This is a genomic window from Streptomyces yamdrokensis, assembly GCF_053890455.1.
Genome location: NZ_CM132679.1, coordinates 4,700,832 through 4,716,833 on the forward strand (window position 1 = coordinate 4,700,832; position 16,002 = coordinate 4,716,833).

Genomic DNA, 16,002 nt, shown 5'->3' on the forward strand with positions numbered 1-16,002 from the left:
AGCGCGAGGGACGGCCGCGTCACGCGCCCTCGATTCCCGCGGGTTCCAGCAGGTGGAGTGGTCAGCGGGGCCAAGAACGCCAGGACGGGCGGACGGGCTGCCGCGTTCGGCTACCGGTAGCGATCCGCGCGCCGACGCCGGGATGGCTGGGTCGCGTCGACGAGGGTGCCGGCACCGGCACCAGGCGTCTCGTTCCAGGCTCGGATTCTGGTGGCGACGCGGGCCAGATCCTCGTCGCCGGGGCGCACCTGGAGGTAGAAGAGGCCCTCGTAGGGAAGGCGGTCGTCACCTCCCCAACGGACGATTCCCTCGGTGTCGGCGAGAATGTCCCGGATGACCAGCTCCTGGCCGGAGGTGAGGCCGCCGCGAGTGCCGCGAGGGTAGGAGCCCGGACGGAGGGCCACGGCGGTGCCGGATGCCTGATTGGACTCGGGGAGTTCGCTGTCGCGGACCTTCGACGGCTTCACCCACCCTTCCACCGGGAGGGGTTCGCCGGGCCTGTTGAGGGCGTCGACCTCGTAGTGGAAGCGGCGGACCACGTGTACCAGAACGGTTTCCACATCGCCGGCACGCACCACGATGCTCAGACCGGTTCCGGGCACGGGTCGCGTGACGATTTCGCCGGCCGCGTCGACGGCCTTGTGCATCTCCCAGCGGTTCGCGGACGGGCGTCCGGTGAGGGTGCGGGCGCGCCGGGCTTCCAAGCGGCGCAGTGCCTCCTTGAGCTGGTCGTCCGTGAGCGGTTGGGGCGTGGCGGTAATGGGGGCGGCGGCGGCCCGCGGGGCGGGGAAACTCACGGAGGCGAGACCGGCTGCGGTGGTGACACCGGCGGCAGCCATGAGGGCGCGTCTACGATTCAAGTCGATTTCGACCATCAGGTCGGCCTTCCTTCTGTGCCGTTGGCAGGACAGGCTGCTTGAGGCGGAGCAGGAGGCTCGCGGCTCCGCAGGCCAGGGCGAGCAGCAGTGAAACGGTGACGGATGTGTTGAGGTGGTCGGGAACGACGACGGTGAAGCTGTCGCCGCCGGTTACGCGGCACACGATTTGCAGGGGGACGAAGTCGCCGTGGAAGGCGGTCACTCGGGCACCACCGGCTTCCTCCGCGCATGCGTTGCCGACGCCTTGCCGCCCCAGGAAGGCGACCTGAAGACAGCCCCACCCGTACAGGGCGAGCGCGATGGCCGCGGACAGCGCCGCGACATCACGGCAGACCGCAGCGGGCGTACGCGATCCGGGGGACCGCAGGCGCTTCGGAGCCAGACGCGACCCCAGGTAAGCGATCAGACCGACCAGCACCAGTGGTGCTGTGATCAGAATCGTGAACAGGGCTGTGAAATCGTGTACCTGGTACGGGTCGGTCGACGGCATGTCTGATCAGTTTCCGCGAGACAGAGCATTGTATTTTTCGAAGGTGTCGTACAGCGGCATCCGCAGCAGTGCGTCGCTGTAGGCGGGTTCGCTCGGGCCCTGGTAGCGACGCAGCACTTCGTAGATTTCGGATGGTGTGTAGTCGAGTGCGGGACGGCGTATCGGTGGCTCTTCCACCAGGTCGCCCATCTTTCCGTCAGCGCCCCAGATGTGGACATGGGCCACGGTTCGGACGTTGAACGCGTCGTCCGTGAGCAGACGGATCCACATCTTGTAGCGGTCGGCATCCGGGCTGGGACGCACGTCTGTGGGGTCGAGGACGGTGCCGTCGGTGAGTCCGGAACGGATGGAGTTGTTCCAGGCCAGAATTCCGATGCGGCCCTGGATCTGGCCGATCCCGGTGCTGCTGTCCTCGAACTTTTCGACGATCGGCAGGTCTTCGGCCCAGTCGGGAACGGTGCCGGTGTAGTAGAAGCCGACACCACCGTCCTTGAGGGCGTCCTCCGAGCCGTAATGGCAGAACTCCCAGAAGGCGGAGGTCTGGATGAGGGCCTTGCGCATCCGGTACCTGCGCGCGGTCGCCGTGATCACATCGTCGACCCGTATGACTGCTTCCAGGCATTGCAGGCGGCTGTAGATGTTGTTGGACTGTTCCCCTCGCCCTATGGACTGCATGTAGCCGGTGGCCTCCGCCGCCAGCGAGTCCCCATAGGTGGCGAGATCGAAGCCGATGTCCTGCTTCTTGGCCGGCGGGGCATCGAAGTCCCCCTGCGCGGTGTCCCGGCCGGAGGCGATGTTGTTGTCGATTTCGATTTCCCCGTCACCGGAGCCGACCGTCTTGGTGGCGATCTGGTCGAACGACCAGTTGTCCGGCAGGGTGTAACCCAGATTGCCTGAGAACCCGGACGACATGTCGGAGACGAAGCTCGCTTCCGCGTAACCGGCTTGAGAAACCCGGGAGCAGACGTTGCGTGGGCCGTAGATACCGATGCGGTAAGAGCCGCCCATCCGTTGCATGCGGTTCTTGATGCTCTGGAAATACGGCAGGACGTCTGAGGTCACCTCTGCGTCGACGGCGTCGTAATCGACTGCGAAGTAGATCAGAGTTCCGGGTTTGAAGCCGTGTTCTTCAGCCTTGTACGAAGCGTTCATGCAGTCGATGACGCCCTGCTCGGGACTGTAGTAGTCCACCGATCGGGCCCAGGTCTGGTAGATCGGGAAGCAGCGCAGACCGTACTGTTTGAGGGTCGCCAGTTCTCCTGGCTGGATCTCCTTTTCAGGCAGCGATGTGGTGGACGGGTTGTAGAGGTAGCGTCCGACGTATTTGTATCCCGCGTTCTTCAGCGTCTGCGCCCGTGCCGGGGTGACCATGGTGACACCGTCGCAGGCTTCGCCCGCCCGGGTCTGGTCACCGTAGGAGACCAGAAGGGAGGCCCAGGTCTGGAAATCACCTTTTCCTGTTACCGGGAGCTTGGCGAACGACTGGAATACCTGGACGCCGTTCTGCACAGTGCTGGTGAAGTTCCCGAACGGCACACTGCGCTTGTTGAGGATCATGGCGGCGGTGAACAGCAGTGCCCAGGTTCCGGTGGCTCCGACAGCAAGGGTGTGATTCCTCAGGCCGGCCTGGGTCCCGGGTCCGAAGACGCCGTTGGCGGTGCCGTCGGCCATGCCGAGTTCGTACTGGATGGCAAAGAGCAGGGACTTGGCGACGTCGCGGGAATGGTGGCCGTCGCAGGGTATGACGTAGAAGTCGCTCCGATGTACGTAGCGGCCGTTCAGCCACTGCTGGATTTCGTGGATGGTGGTGGAGCCATTTTCGACGGTGACGTAGGCGTCCATGTTCAGCAGGCCCTTGAACACCTTGGGTTCGAGGCTGTTTCCAGGGTAGGCGCCACTGACGCCCATGTCGGCCTTGAGGGAGGCTATGGCCGATGCGACGCGGTCGCTGTACAGGCCGTCGATTCCATCACCGTCATAGCCCTTGCAGTACAGTCCGGACTGGATGATCCTGCAGAAGTCGGCCGATGGCACGGTGGAAGCATTGATCTTCGGGTGCTTTGAATTGAGCACGGACAGTGTCGTGGGGCCGAAGCTGTTGGACAGCGAACTGATACCGAGTTCATACTGGAGGGCGCGGGTCAGGGCGAACATCGTGTTCCAGCCGGTACGCCCGTCCTCCGTGACCGTCATGCCTATGCGGCTGCCATACGTCTTATTTACAAACTTCTGGGCTCTGAGGACCATCTCGTCGGCCATGGGGCCTCTTTCCTGGATTGTGGCGTGCTTTTGGGATGGAACGATTCGATTGATCCGTCCAGGCCTTTACCGCCTCAATATCAGGGGCATTTTCCCTCGGCGACGTGCAGCTTCACATTCTCAGGATTGTCGAACGGGTCCCCCGCCTGAGGAGACTGCGCGCACACCTGGCCGCGAACCGAATCAAGGTCAAAGCTCTCGGTCACCGCTTCGCCGCCGTAGTAGACCCTCATGTCGGGGGCCGGATATCCCATGCCCAGGATCTTCTTCTCGGCGTCTTTGAACTGTTGCCCCACGAGATTGGGTGTTTCAGGGACGGCTACGTGGTCTCCCCACTTGTCCGGGCAGCGTTCAGAGTTGAGAACTACCCCGAAGTCTACGGAGCTGGGGGCTTTACCCTTCTTCTGGAAGCAGATCTTCCACCAGGTCGGTGCACTCCTGTGTGCATCACGATCAAGATCGGTGGCATCGCTGACGCTGTATCCCTTACCCGCGTCCACTGCTTTGGCTATGGCACCCTCAAGTCCGTATTCGGGCTGAATTCCCGCAGTTTTTGAGGGTTTGGCTGCACCGGAGGGATTATTTGATTCATCGCAACCGGACATGGCGGTGACGCTCACGACTATAGTTGCTGCTGTAATCATGGAACGAAACAAAGAATTCACGAAATGACTCCTTGGCGAGGCAGGGGAGAGTGCGAGGCGGTCCTGCGGCCTCGCACTCTCCCCTGCTTCGTTGAAGATCAGGCTATGCCAACCTTGTACAGGCTGCAGCTCTCCGCGTATATCAAATACCCATTGTATTCACCCGTGCAGGCTCTTACGTCCACGCGCACGCCTTCTGCTATATCCAGATTGACATCGCGGGTGGTGCCCTGGCCGTTGGGGTTCCAGTACGTGTAGAGGCCGTCACCATAGTTGATCTGAGCAACGGCTGAGCGCCCGTCCGCCCTTTCGTCCGTTATGAGCAGGTGCTCGCCCTCTGCCCTGAATATGGCTGTGGCGCCGTTCCCGTAGGCGAAGCAATCCGAGCCTGCGAAAGCTGCCCCAGAAGTGACCAGGCCGATGCTGAAGGCCAGGGGGATGACGAGTGAGCGCATGAGTGTGCGCGCGGCTTTCCTTTTGGTCGGGACCGGGGCCTTGGTGATCGACTTCACTTTTTCCTCTCGCTGCCTTATGTGATTGACGGGCCGGCGGTTCAATGGTCGGTTTTGCAACGCATGAGCTGCTTTTGGTTCGGGTTGTTCCCTGCGCTGAGACTTCCCGTGGCGTGAGCCGGCTGGCGTTCGTCTTCTTTGGCGTTGATGAAGGGAGTGCTTTGTCGAGTTTTCGGCTGCCGCCCCGGTGCAGGCGTCCTCGTAGTCGGAGTGGACGTCGATTCGTACGTGCGGCATGTGCAGCACACGCGTGGGCATGGCGGCGGTTTTCCCGCGGTGCCGATCCTTTCGGTCGTTCCTCGGGCGAGGAGGCCATGATCTCCCCGTGGCCAACACCATGACCTTGCGTGAACAAGTTGTGCAAGATCCGTGAGAAAGGATGGCTTGATCAATTCGATGCTTGACGAGTGTGGGGTGGTGGATCACCGGTCGGCTGAGGGGCCCCTGCTCCCTGGCCGACCAGGGAGGAGGGGCCCGACCGGTCCTTCACGGCGTTGGGTTCGTCCTGACGACGTCTCGGCCGGGACGCTCGGGCGGAGTGCGCCGAGGAGACGCACCGCTGGTCGGGCCTGCCGGCTGTGAACAGGCGCAGGAAACGACCGCCCATACGGTCTTGCCCGGGCCTTTCGGACGCTCGGCGACGCCCCACTCCTCGGCCAGCGCCGCGACGAGGGTGAGGCCCCGGCCGCCCTCCGCGAGCGGCCCGTCGTCCGGCGCCGGGACGGGCAGCCGCTCACCGCGTACGTCGCTCACCTCCACGCGCACCCGTGCCCCGTCCGCGCTCCTGCTGAGCCGCAGCTCGGCGTCCCGGCCGGGGACCCGGCCGTGGGTGACGGCGTTGGCGGCCAGCTCGGCGACGACCAGCTCGACGGTGTCGTGCACCGGGCTGCCGTAGGCCCAGCCCCAGGCGTCCGTCTGCTGGGAGGCGAGGCGCCGGGCGAGCCGGGCGCCGCGGGGGGTGGGGGAGAAGCGGAGGGTGAGGGCCCTCTGCTCGGCGAAGGGGAGGGCGGCAGCGGCCGGCCGCTGCCGCTGGGGGGAACTCGTCATGCCTCCGAAGATCCCGTGGCGGCAGCCCGTTCACCAGGTCCGACGCCCCCACGGCGGGGTCCTGTGGGGGTGGCGGGGGACGCTGTCGGGCTTGTCGGGGCCGCCGCTCGTCGCTCTGAGAGCCGTCCGGTCAAGCGGGCTCCAGGAGGTCCACGACGGAGAGTCCGGTCTCGCCGTTGACGAGGGTGAGGGCGACGTCGGCGCGAGCGGCCAGGTTGAGCGGATCGAGCCCTTCGGCGTAGTTGGCGTGGATGATCCGGTCCAGGCCCGCGCCGACCAGAGGGGCGGCAGTACGCAGTGAGGCTTCCAGTGCCACGCCCTGGGTGGCACCGCCGTGCAGGATGATGTTCCGGGTCCGGTACAGGCGCCGGAGCGCGATCCGGAAGGCGCTGGCGACATCAGCCAGGACCGGGCGCGGATTCTGCACCAGATCGGCCATGCGTTGCGCGGCGGGACGGTCGGAGTACTTTGTGGAGGCGCCGGTGAAATCCAGCGCCTCGGCCCCGCGCGCAAGAAGGGCCTCTGCGACCAGGCGGGCTCGCTCCTGATTCGTGGTGCATGCCGAGATGGCACGGGCGAGATCGTCCGACGTGCGGGGCTTGTGCCGGTGCGCGAGAGCGGTGAGTTCGGCCCGGGGCCAGGAGCAGGCGATGATGGCCGCCATACGGTCGGCTGCCACTGCCTTACCGGATCGCTCACCCTCCCCCTTGGGGTCGTCAGGATTCGACAGCAGTGACTCGATGGCGGCCCAGGCGCCTGCCACAGCCGGAGCCAACGGACCACGGTTGACTGCGGCCGCGAGCTCCAGGGCGTCGTCGGTCCGGCTGCGGGCACCTGCGACCTTGTACAGGTGGCCCTCGTTGACCAGGGTCAGAACATCGGCACCGCGTGCTGGGGGATCGAGTGCGATGGGGCGCGGGTGTCCAGCGACCCAGATGTGTGGGAGGGGTGTCACACCGCCCCGGTCGCGGCGCAGGAACTGGGAACGGGCGGTCATCCGCTCCAGCATCTGCCGAGCCTGCTCGGCAGCCCCGAAGGGGTCGAGAGCTGTGAACCGGTAGACGAACCCGCCGCCAGGCCGGATGCCTGCGGTGTCGTGACCGTGCTCCCGCAGCCAGGCCACGACCTTGCCCTTGTCGTACCAGTGCTCCAGCGGTTCGGCGAGCTCTCGCCGGGGCACCTTTTCCAACGCCACCAGTACGTCGTACGGACGAGCTTGCGTACGGGCCGGCTCAGCCGCTGCGGCCGCCGTGTCCGCCGTGGTGGCATGCGCGTCGTACAAGCCCTTCGCCCAGGATTTCAGATAGCTGGCGCTGTAGCCCAGGTCGAGGAGGTGAGAGGCCACCGTCCGGGAAAACCTTTCCGGTTTGACACGCTGCTCGACGGGAGCACTGACCGCTGCCGCCCACCGCTCCAGGTAACCGGCACGGACGTGACCGATGATCTCCTTGAGGCGCCGACGGGCGGGGCTGGGATCCGGCAGCGGATGCTTCAAGAGACCGGTGAGTTCCTTGCGGAGCTCCTTGTCTCCGAGGCCCCGGTCAGGGCCGATCAGAGCTCCGAGCTGGATGCGTTGCCAGTCACACGCGGCTGGTGACAACACCCCGTGGGCCTGCCAGTAGCCGGCCTCCCAGAGTTCTTCCAGGGCCAGCACGGAACCCATGTCCCAGAGGCGGCGTGCCCACGGCGTGCCTTCGTCAGTGAAGAAGTCCGCCATCCGGGCGAGTACATGCCGGGCATAAGGGTCCGAAGCGGAGGCCGTAACCATCGCAGCACCCTAGCGGAGCACGAGATCAGCCACCGCATGTTGAGCAGACTCGTGCTACCGTGGTCACAGACTTAAAGGGGCACCCGCCGGTCAACGGCCGCTGCCCCTTTCTTCTTGCCTCCGTGTCGATCCCTCAGGCCGGCCGTGCGTGTTCTTCGCCGTGGTGTAGGAGGACAACGCTTGACCAGGGCAGCCCTGCTGGTGAAGCAGACCGCGCACTACGCCGGAAGGACCACGAGCCCGGCGGAGGCGGCGGACGCACCCCGTCGGGCGGGTCGCGGGCGCATCCCGTTGCCGGCCGGCGGTCCGGGCTCCGGGACGGACGCACCGTGAGGTGCGGCGTCGCTTGCTCTCGCTCCCCATGGTCCCCGACCCCGTTTACCAGGTACGACGTCCTCCACGGCACGGCCCTGTGAGGGCGGTGGGCAACGGTGTCGGGGTTGTTGTCAGGGCTCGTCGATCAGTTTCTGTATCTCCGAGGGAAGCTCGTTGCCCGAGTAGGCGGCCACGAGCGTGGTGTCGTCGGGGCTGTCTCCGACGGCGACGGCCGCCTCGGGAGAGATGCCGTTCACCTTGTAGGCGGTCGTTGTCTCCTTGACCTGTTCGGCGTCATCCCCGCCACCGGTGTCGTCGCACGGCGGGACGGTGGCGGGGCCGAGCTTCTCGCCCGCCGTGAACTCCACGTTCGCGACGTCCCGGTACGTGCGGTCCTGGTAGAGGACCTGGTAGGCGCAGGACGCCGCCCGTTCGCCTCCGTCGCTGCTGCTTTCCGATGTGCAGGCCACAGCCGGCATCACCATGGCTGCCACCAGAAGCATGCGTGTGATTCGTCCCGACCGGCTCATGGTGTCCCCCTGGGAGATGCTGCGGAGGGCCAGGACGTGTCGCCTGCCGACGTGTCCCGGGCCGAAGCCGCGTTCGGCCTCATGAGTACCGACGGAGCGGAGGCCCTGTTCGTTCGAGCGGCGAGCCGATGCCCTGTTCCCGGCCCGGGGGGAGCGGTTCACCTCGGCGGTACGGAGCGGGTGTGCAGTCCCGGCACAGGGTTTCGTTGCCGGTCGGCCTGAAGAGGGTGGGCTGGATGTGCTCGCCCGCGCACTCGCGGGCGCCCGCCAGGCGGCGGGACAGGCGGGGTCCGGGGAGCTGCTCGGGTGAGGTTCCTCCGGAGGGTGGGGCTGCTTCCGGCGCGGAGCCCGTCCCCGTCGGTACGGGCGGTGCGGGTGGTACGTCGCGCAGGAGGTAGCGCAGCAGGCCGCCGGGGCGGTGGACGGTGCTGCCGTCGTCGGGGAGGCCGCGCAGGATGTGCAGGCGGACGGCGGCGGGCGGGTGCCCTGCGGCGAGCCAGCGGGCGGTGAGGCCGGCCAGTTCGGCGTGCATGGCGCGGGGGATGTGGTGCAGGGCGGGGGAGAGGTGGGGGTAGGTGGAGACGAGGGCGCGGGCCTCTTCGAGGAGGGGCGGGGCGGTCGTCGTCTCCGGCTGCGGGTCCGTCTGCGGTGCTGCCGTCGCCGTCGCCGTCTCTGTCTCCGACTCCGGCCCCGGGCTGGGGGGTTCGGGGGGTCGGTGGGAGGTGTTCTCCCCTGGGTCTTTCTTTGGATGACCGTCGGTGAGCGGGGCGGTCGGCTCACCGACGGCCGGAATCCGGGCACCCGGTGCGAGCTGCGGCGACACCCGCTCGGTGGTGGTTCCTCCGGCGACGCCCACGGGCAGCCCCGCGAGGAGCTTGGCGGCCTCGGCCGCGTTCAACGGGGTGCTGGAGACGAGTTGTTGGGTGGTCCAGAGGCCGCCGGGCCCCTGGACGCGCCGCTCGTGCACGAAGCCCTCGTCCTTGAGCTGACGCTTGGCCCGGGTGAAGGCGCTCCCGCCGATACGGGCGCGTTCGGCGGTGCGCGACAGGGACTCGTGCGCTCCCTGTGGAAGGGAGAGCTGCCAGGTCAGGAGACGGACGGCGTCGGAGGTCAGACGCGGGTGCCGGATGATCTCGTGGGAGAGCTGGGTGAAGGCGCGCGGGGGCGCGATATGGTGCCGGTAAATCACTGTGGGAGACCTACTTCTTCCACTGGTGGTCCAGGCCCTCGCGGACGGGTGCAACCGTCGCGGGGGCCGATTCGTTGCGACGGTACCGCACGGAGCGTGTGCGCGTGAACGCGTTGGGTGAAGAGGTCGGGGCTCGGCTTCCGGCCGTACGCGCTCACGCCGTGTCCGGCCGTTCCCGTCGAAGCCGGCCGCCTTCTCGTCCGGTGCGGCCCGAGTGCGTCCCGGCCCGGCCCGGTCGGGGTGCGGGTGGGGAGCCGTCCCGTTCGGTGACTGCGCGACCTGACGGCTCACCCGCGCATCACGCGGAAGCAGAAAGGGAGTTGAGCCTTCGAGGCGCCTACACTCCCGAGCATGCTGATCGCGAAAGCCTGGTACGAGTCGGGATCGTTCTGGCAGTTCATCATCACGACGCTGGTCGCCGTGGCAGTCGGCGCCCTTGCCTCCTACGCGACGATGCGGGCCGCGCATCCGAAACGACGCCTCGGCTACCTCACGCGTACGAACGCACCGCTGTTCATCGCCTCTCACGACCAGACCGGATCGCTCCAGGTCACCCACAACGGCACGTCCGTGAGCCGTCCGCGGGTCATCGAGCTGGAGCTGTACAACTCCGGCCGCCGGGACATCACCGCCGCACAGTTCCACAACGACGCACCCTTGAAGTTCGATCTCGGTGCCGACGTGGTGGGGGTGCTCGGGGTGACCTCCTCCCCGGCGGGAGGCGTCGCCCCCGCAGTGGCCGTTGACTCCGTATCGCCCAAAGTGGTCGCCATCTCTCCCAGTCTCCTTTCCCGAAGGCAGGCTGTCCGCGCCACGTTCCTCGTGGACGGCCCGGGAGAGGACGTGAGCTGCGTCCAGCAGCCGTTGATCGACGTCGACGTCCGGTCGCAGGCCGGTGCGGAGACCCCCACCCTCGCTTCCCAGATAGCAGGGGTGTTGGTGGTGCTCGCGTTCTTCGGGGGTCTTCTGGGCCTCCTGAAACTCGTCGAGCCGTAGCAGGGCCACGCTCCTGGTGGCGGTTTCCGCCGGCCGGGGAGACGGCCGGCGGTGTTCCGTGCCGGCCGGTGCTCAGGTGGTGCCCGGGGTGAGTGCCGAGGAAGGCGCCGCGGTCGAAGTCCTCGGGGGAGGGGACCGGTGAGTCCGCGTCATCGGACTCCTGCGAGCCGAAGGCGAAGTGCCCCGCATGCGTGTCCACACGGTGCTGCGGGGCAAGCTGCGCCACGAGCACCCCTCCGGCGTGCTCCGGAGGACGGGCCCTGCCGAGAGGTCAGGAGGGTCGTTCACCCGTTCGTCGCAACTTGTGCGGGTTTCGGTGTGAGGGGCCCCTGTGCGTCCTAGCGTGCGATCACGGATGACCGAGCGCTGGATGTGCCGAGGGGCGATGCGATGGAATCGGGTGCGGATGCGGGTGTGAGCGGCGAGGGCGCCGACTCGAACGGAGAGTTCCTGCGCTGTTTCGGGCGCCAGATGAAGCTGTTGCGCGAGGTGGCCGGGCTGACGCAGGCGCAGTTGGGGAGCCAGGTCGGGTACGGCGAGGCGCAGATCGCGGCGGTGGAGCAGGGGCGGCGGATTCCCAAGCCCGAGCTGATCGACGCGGTGGACCGTGCGGTGGGGGCGCGGGGCGTGCTGATGGCGATGAAGGAGGAGGTGGCGAAGGCTCGGTATCCGGGGTTCTTCCGGCGGTACGTGCAGCTGGAGGCCGAGGCTGTCGAGCTTCACGCCTACGTCACCCACGCGGTCAAGGGCCTTCTGCAGACAGAGGAATGCGCGCGGGCGGTCTTCCAGATGTGGCGGCCCCTCCTGGACGAGGAGGCGATCGAGCAGGGTGTGGCAGCGCGCATGGAACGACAGAAGCTGTTCGCCCGACGCCCCGCCCCACTGCTGAGCTTCGTCTTTGAAGAGCAGGTGCTCAGGCGCCCCTTGGGTGGCCGTGAGGTCTGGCGTGGTCAACTGGAACAACTTCTGCTCATCGGGCATCAACGCAACGTCGAGATGCAGGTCATGCCGGTGGAGCGTGATGAACATGCCGGTCTGGCCGGGCCGTTCACATTGATCCACTCCAAAAGCCAGCGCAGGATGGCGTACATGGAAGTGCAGGACGTGAGCGCCCTGTACACGGAACCGAAGAAGGTCAGCCCGCTCGAAGCGACGTACGGTGTTCTTCGGGCACAAGCCTTGACTCCCAAGGAGTCGCTGACCTTCATCGAGAAGCTGTTGGGAGAGCTATGAAGACAGGCACCCCCGCGCTTGCTGCGGCCGAACTGCGGTGGTTCAAGAGCAGCTACAGCGCGGGCAATGGCGGCGACTGCGTCGAGGTCGCGGACGCCGGTACGGCCGTGCTGGTCCGCGACTCCAAGCGGCCCGGCGACGCGTTTCTGACCGTCGGCGCCGACCAGTGGGCGGCGTTCGTACGGATGACAGCGCGCGACTGATCTGACGAGGGAGGGGCGGTCGGAAGCCGGAACGTGGCTTCCGACCGCCCCTCCCTCATGGGCGCAGCTCAGTCACTCGCTCTTCTTCTGCCGCCCGCGCGTCTTCTTCTCGGGGCGCCAGGCGACGAGGTCGTTCTCGGACAACTCCGCGTCCGCGCGGCCCGAGTCGAGAGCGGCCTGGAACTCCTCGGCGGGGTTGCCCTCCCACTCCTCGTCGTACTCGCCGTGCCACTGGTGCACCCAGGGCAGTACTTCGCGTAGTCCGGCGAGCAGCGGTACGAGCCGGGGGTCCTTCTTCTCCCAGCCGCCGTCCTCGACGCGGCTGCGGACGAGGCCCACGAGGGCGTCGGCCTGGTCGCGGTGGTTCCAGCCGGCCCAGCCGAGGAGCAGGGAGGTGTCCGACTCCAGGGAGGCGCCGGGGTAGGAGATGAAGCGCTCCTTGGGCACGTCGAGCTTGCCGCGGTGGGACCAGTAGGAGTTCTTGGTGAAGTCCGCGCTGGTGTACTTCGGCGGCACCTTGATGTCGAGCCGCTTCCCGGTCCGGTCCTCCTCGCGCTGCTGCTCCCAGACCTGCTCCCACTGCGCCCGCTTGCGCAGACCGGAGTCCTTGTAGCGGAGCGCGGCGAGATACGGCACGTGCTCGGCCTCGATGACGGCGGCGAGGACGGTGGCGAGGGAGGCATCACGCTTGCCGAGGTGGTCGGTGGCGTACAGCGTGGCCACGGCCTGGACGTCGTCGTCGTGGCGCAGCTCGTCGGCGAGCTGGTTGACGGTGAGCGGCCGGGGCACGGTGAACCCGTCCCGCTCCTCGAACCACAGTTCCTCGCGTTCAGCGGCGTCGAGCAGCCAGTTCCGCAGGGCAGAGGCTTCCCGCTTCTCCCAAGGCTCGGTGGACCAGCGGCGCTTGTACTCGGGGCGCTCGACGAGACGGATGTCCTTGTTGGCCTCGATGAGATCGATCCGGGCCTGGACGACCTTGCGGTAGGCCTCCGGCCAGTGGGCGGGGATCTCGGTGATCGGAGTGGACCCGTGCCGCTCGAACCACACTGTCTTTGCTTCCCCGGTGGCGACCCTCCGTGCGAGCACGATCTCGAACGCCCGCTGCCCGAGCTCTACTTCGGGGGTATCGGTATCGGTGGCCCGTGCAACCTCCTCAGCGGTGAGCAGTCCGTACGCGCCGTAGACCGTCCAGTCCAACTCCTCCTGTTTCGCGATCATCCGTGCGCGGGTCTCCTCCTGCTCCCGGTGAGCTTTGTCCAAGGCTTCGTGGGTCGGCACGGCGTTGCGGGCGAGGACAGAGGGTTCCTGCTTGGCCAGTGACTGCGCAAGGGCGTCAAGTTCACGGCCGAGGGCGAGCGGGAATTCCTTGGCAAGCGGGAATTCCTGCAGCTTAGTGCCGGTGAATTCGAAGAACCTTTCCCACTCGTCGTGCATGAAGCCGCCTGTGCCCGACTGGCTGCCCTTGTCGTGACTGACTTGCTTCAGCCAGAAACAGCCAGTTGAAGAATTCAAAACCCCCAACAACTCCAGATGCCGCTCCTCACTCGTCCCCTCCGGCAACTTGATCACCGGCGCGGACTGCTTGAACACCTTCCCGCCCCGGTCCAGCACGAAGTGGTTGTGCGTGGCGACAAACGCCATGGCGATTCCCAGCGGGACAGAATAGCGCTCAGGGTGCCACCGGCTCCACTCGTACCAGGTCAGCCCGATTTCTTCGTGCGTCCCGTTGGGTTCCCTGCGCTCGCGGAGACCAGCGCGCAGCGGCCAGAGAACTTTTTGGACTCGCTCGTTACTGAGGTCGGCCTTGAAGTCTGCGCCGTAAGGAAAGAGCGCTTCTGTTTCCAGGGAGAGGTTCCAGTCGCGTACAGCAGTTCCTTCCACAAGCGGGACAGTGTTCCCCTTTGGGGTGCCATACCTGGACCAGGCTCCAGGAGAAGCAAAGTACGCGCTGTCGGAACCTGTGTGTGTGGTACGCCCGATCAGTTTCACGCGCTCCGCAACGGTGCCGCTGCTGCCGACGCTCAGCTTGCCCATGAGGTCATGTGCATTGCCGCCCTGGACAGACCATGGAAATTCTCGGAAGCGTTCGCGCGGCGCGTCGGTCACTGATACCCAATCCGACTCGCTTCCAGGCGTTCCCACCTGACCCACGATCGCCCGCCACACCAGCCCATCCGCAGGATTCTCCGGCTGGCCCGGCTCCCCCCGCACCCCCAACACGGCCCGCACTGGCTCACCCTGCCGGGCCACCTGATTCCGCCCCGTCAAAATAACGGTAGGCGTCCCATGCCCCGGAATGAATGCTCCCGACGTATCGATTACATGCGTCAGTTGGACCCTCGGGAAGAACTCCTCAATCAGCTTCTTCCCGAACTCCCGCTTCATAAAAGAATTGGCCGTGATCTGCCCGGTGAACCCCCCATCCCGATGGTCGCCCCCCGCCCTGATCCCCAACTCAAAGATCCGCTGAGCAAACGGCACCGACAACGCGTACTGCCGATAACAGGCGTCGTACGCGGCCTTGTAGTTCTTGTTCTCGTTGGCGTCCTTAACCGTGATGTACGGCGGATTCCCCACCACCACGTGATACGACCCCCGCCCGAGAAGGTCCACCTCCCGCGCGTACCCCTCCACATCCTCCGTGCGGTAATAGAACGGCTCGTTCTCCGCGAACAGGGTCTCCAGGGACTCCGTGACCGTCTCCGCGCCGCGCCCGTGCAGCAGCGAGTCCGCCACCGCCACCCGGATCGGCAGCTCGGGAGCCGCACTCAACTCCCGCACCCCGCACGCCTTCAGCGCGGCCACCAGCAGCCGGAACCGTGCGATGGCCACCGCGAACGGGTTCTTGTCGGCGCCGTGGACGGACTCCAGGGCCCGCCGGACCAGCACCCACGGCTCGGTGCCGGGCTCGGCCTCCCGCCACTTCGCCAGCAGCCGCTCGAAGAGGCCCAGGAGGAAGTGCCCGGAGCCGCACGCGGGGTCGATGCACCGCAGCCCCCGGACGACGTCCGCACCGTCGGGACCGTCGGCGAACACCTCGCCGTCCCACCCACCGGGCCGGTGCTTCCACGCCGGCGTGAGGCCGAACTCCTCCACGGCCGGTTCCAGCGTCAGGTCGAGGATGAACTCCTCCACGAACACCGGCGTCTGCAGCAGCGCGTACGTCTTCCGCGCGTGCTCGGACAGGTCCTGGTACAGGTCGCCGAGGAACCGCGTGTCCAGCCCGGGGTCGGTGAAGTCGTGGACGATCCCGCCGTCCGCACCCCGCTCACGCCAGAAGGCGAGCAGAGCCGTGGCCGCCTCGTAGGAGGGCATCACCTCGTACAGCGGGTTGTGGGTGCGGTCGAACAGCCCCTCCACCGTCCGGTGCGACTTCGCCAGCGCGTCGAAGGAGTCCAGCAGCCAGTCCCGGTCGTTCTTCGACGGGTTCGCCCGGAAGTACGCGTCGTGCCGGTCCTGCGCCTCCGCGAGCCGGTCACCGGGACCGGAGAACCACGGGTCCGCGATCAGCCCGTTGTCCTCGCTGAACCGCACGAACACACAGGCCAGCACCCACGCCGCCGCGATCTGTACGACCCGGTCGTCCCGCCACGTCTCGTACATCGCCGCCGTGCGCTCCGCCGCGACGGCCTTCTCGTACTCGGCCCGCAGCGCGTCCCGGAACTCCGGCTCGTCGTCCGTCCGCCTGCGGAGGTCGTCCTCCAGCAGCCGCGCCTGCGCCTGGAGATCCTTCAGCAGCCGCGTCCGGTCCAGCGCGGACCCCGCCCCCTCAGCCGTAGCCGTCACGTCGGCCCACTCCTTCACCACTCGCCCACGGGCCCCCACGGCCCACCGCCCATCCTGCCAGCCGCCTCCCGCGAACCGCCCCGATCCCCGTCAAGGGGGGATTTCCGGCGAAGGGGCTCCCGAGGAGGGCGCGGGGGGCCGTCATCGTGGGG

13 protein-coding genes are annotated in these 16,002 nt (G+C 67.0%); 3 read left to right on the forward strand and 10 right to left on the reverse strand.

All coding sequences use genetic code 11. The features are described from left to right. Window positions 1-110 precede the first annotated feature (110 nt). The 9 genes from ACWZEH_RS21090 to ACWZEH_RS21130 all read right to left on the reverse strand — a co-directional run bounded on the left by ACWZEH_RS21090 (window position 111) and on the right by ACWZEH_RS21130 (window position 9,632). Window positions 111-839, reverse strand: coding sequence for a hypothetical protein (locus tag ACWZEH_RS21090; RefSeq protein WP_456192670.1), 729 nt, complete (start codon window positions 837-839; stop codon window positions 111-113). A 10-nt stretch (window positions 840-849) separates the two neighbouring features. Next, the gene (locus tag ACWZEH_RS21095) at window positions 850-1,368 is read right to left on the reverse strand and encodes a hypothetical protein (protein WP_456192671.1); all 519 of its coding nucleotides are present in this window, start codon (window positions 1,366-1,368) and stop codon (window positions 850-852) included. A 6-nt stretch (window positions 1,369-1,374) separates the two neighbouring features. Further along, window positions 1,375-3,627 (reverse strand): glycoside hydrolase domain-containing protein, encoded by a 2,253-nt coding sequence (locus ACWZEH_RS21100; RefSeq protein ID WP_456192672.1) that lies wholly within the window; start codon window positions 3,625-3,627, stop codon window positions 1,375-1,377. An 80-nt stretch (window positions 3,628-3,707) separates the two neighbouring features. Further along, window positions 3,708-4,271: a hypothetical protein gene (locus tag ACWZEH_RS21105; protein WP_456192673.1), complete on the reverse strand. Its 564-nt coding sequence runs from the start codon at window positions 4,269-4,271 to the stop codon at window positions 3,708-3,710. A gap of 98 nt (window positions 4,272-4,369) precedes the next feature. Beyond that, a complete protein-coding gene (locus tag ACWZEH_RS21110) occupies window positions 4,370-4,783 on the reverse strand; it encodes a hypothetical protein (protein WP_456192674.1) in 414 nt (137 codons plus the stop codon). A 486-nt stretch (window positions 4,784-5,269) separates the two neighbouring features. Continuing rightward, entirely contained in the window at window positions 5,270-5,830 is a 561-nt protein-coding gene (locus ACWZEH_RS21115) for an ATP-binding protein (RefSeq protein ID WP_456192675.1), read from the reverse strand. A gap of 130 nt (window positions 5,831-5,960) precedes the next feature. After that, window positions 5,961-7,598, reverse strand: a complete 1,638-nt coding sequence (locus tag ACWZEH_RS21120) for a hypothetical protein (RefSeq protein ID WP_456192676.1) — start codon at window positions 7,596-7,598, stop codon at window positions 5,961-5,963. Between the two features lie 446 nt (window positions 7,599-8,044). Beyond that, complete coding sequence (locus tag ACWZEH_RS21125; protein ID WP_456192677.1) at window positions 8,045-8,416, reverse strand: DUF6281 family protein; 372 nt, start codon at window positions 8,414-8,416, stop codon at window positions 8,045-8,047. 106 nt (window positions 8,417-8,522) lie between these two features. Then, on the reverse strand, window positions 8,523-9,632 hold the full coding sequence (locus ACWZEH_RS21130) for a hypothetical protein (RefSeq protein WP_456192678.1): 1,110 nt from the start codon (window positions 9,630-9,632) through the stop codon (window positions 8,523-8,525). A gap of 351 nt (window positions 9,633-9,983) precedes the next feature. Here ACWZEH_RS21130 and ACWZEH_RS21135 point away from each other — a divergent pair, with 351 nt between their 5' ends. The 3 genes from ACWZEH_RS21135 to ACWZEH_RS21145 all read left to right on the forward strand — a co-directional run bounded on the left by ACWZEH_RS21135 (window position 9,984) and on the right by ACWZEH_RS21145 (window position 12,064). Continuing rightward, window positions 9,984-10,628, forward strand: coding sequence for a hypothetical protein (locus tag ACWZEH_RS21135; RefSeq protein WP_456192679.1), 645 nt, complete (start codon window positions 9,984-9,986; stop codon window positions 10,626-10,628). 390 nt (window positions 10,629-11,018) lie between these two features. Next, the gene (locus ACWZEH_RS21140; protein ID WP_456192680.1) at window positions 11,019-11,861 is read left to right on the forward strand and encodes a helix-turn-helix domain-containing protein; all 843 of its coding nucleotides are present in this window, start codon (window positions 11,019-11,021) and stop codon (window positions 11,859-11,861) included. Beyond that, the gene (locus ACWZEH_RS21145; RefSeq protein ID WP_456192681.1) at window positions 11,858-12,064 is read left to right on the forward strand and encodes a DUF397 domain-containing protein; all 207 of its coding nucleotides are present in this window, start codon (window positions 11,858-11,860) and stop codon (window positions 12,062-12,064) included. Before ACWZEH_RS21140 ends, ACWZEH_RS21145 begins: the two co-directional genes overlap by 4 nt. Before the next feature lie 72 nt (window positions 12,065-12,136). On the opposite strand, the gene pglX is transcribed toward ACWZEH_RS21145, so the two are convergent. Beyond that, on the reverse strand, window positions 12,137-15,850 hold the full coding sequence (gene pglX, locus ACWZEH_RS21150) for a BREX-2 system adenine-specific DNA-methyltransferase PglX (protein WP_456192682.1): 3,714 nt from the start codon (window positions 15,848-15,850) through the stop codon (window positions 12,137-12,139). Window positions 15,851-16,002: the final 152 nt, after the last annotated feature.

What these genes read in the sequence shown, in the direction of transcription:
- ACWZEH_RS21090 (WP_456192670.1), bottom strand. Translation starts at nt 839, where the DNA reads ATGGCTGCCGCCGGTGTCACCACCGCAGCCGGTCTCGCCTCCGTGAGT.
- ACWZEH_RS21095 (WP_456192671.1), bottom strand. Translation starts at nt 1,368, where the DNA reads ATGCCGTCGACCGACCCGTACCAGGTACACGATTTCACAGCCCTGTTC.
- ACWZEH_RS21100 (WP_456192672.1), bottom strand. Translation starts at nt 3,627, where the DNA reads ATGGCCGACGAGATGGTCCTCAGAGCCCAGAAGTTTGTAAATAAGACG.
- ACWZEH_RS21105 (WP_456192673.1), bottom strand. Translation starts at nt 4,271, where the DNA reads ATGATTACAGCAGCAACTATAGTCGTGAGCGTCACCGCCATGTCCGGT.
- ACWZEH_RS21115 (WP_456192675.1), bottom strand. Translation starts at nt 5,830, where the DNA reads ATGACGAGTTCCCCCCAGCGGCAGCGGCCGGCCGCTGCCGCCCTCCCC.
- ACWZEH_RS21120 (WP_456192676.1), bottom strand. Translation starts at nt 7,598, where the DNA reads ATGGTTACGGCCTCCGCTTCGGACCCTTATGCCCGGCATGTACTCGCC.
- ACWZEH_RS21125 (WP_456192677.1), bottom strand. Translation starts at nt 8,416, where the DNA reads ATGCTTCTGGTGGCAGCCATGGTGATGCCGGCTGTGGCCTGCACATCG.
- ACWZEH_RS21135 (WP_456192679.1), top strand. Translation starts at nt 9,984, where the DNA reads ATGCTGATCGCGAAAGCCTGGTACGAGTCGGGATCGTTCTGGCAGTTC.
- ACWZEH_RS21140 (WP_456192680.1), top strand. Translation starts at nt 11,019, where the DNA reads ATGGAATCGGGTGCGGATGCGGGTGTGAGCGGCGAGGGCGCCGACTCG.
- ACWZEH_RS21145 (WP_456192681.1), top strand. Translation starts at nt 11,858, where the DNA reads ATGAAGACAGGCACCCCCGCGCTTGCTGCGGCCGAACTGCGGTGGTTC.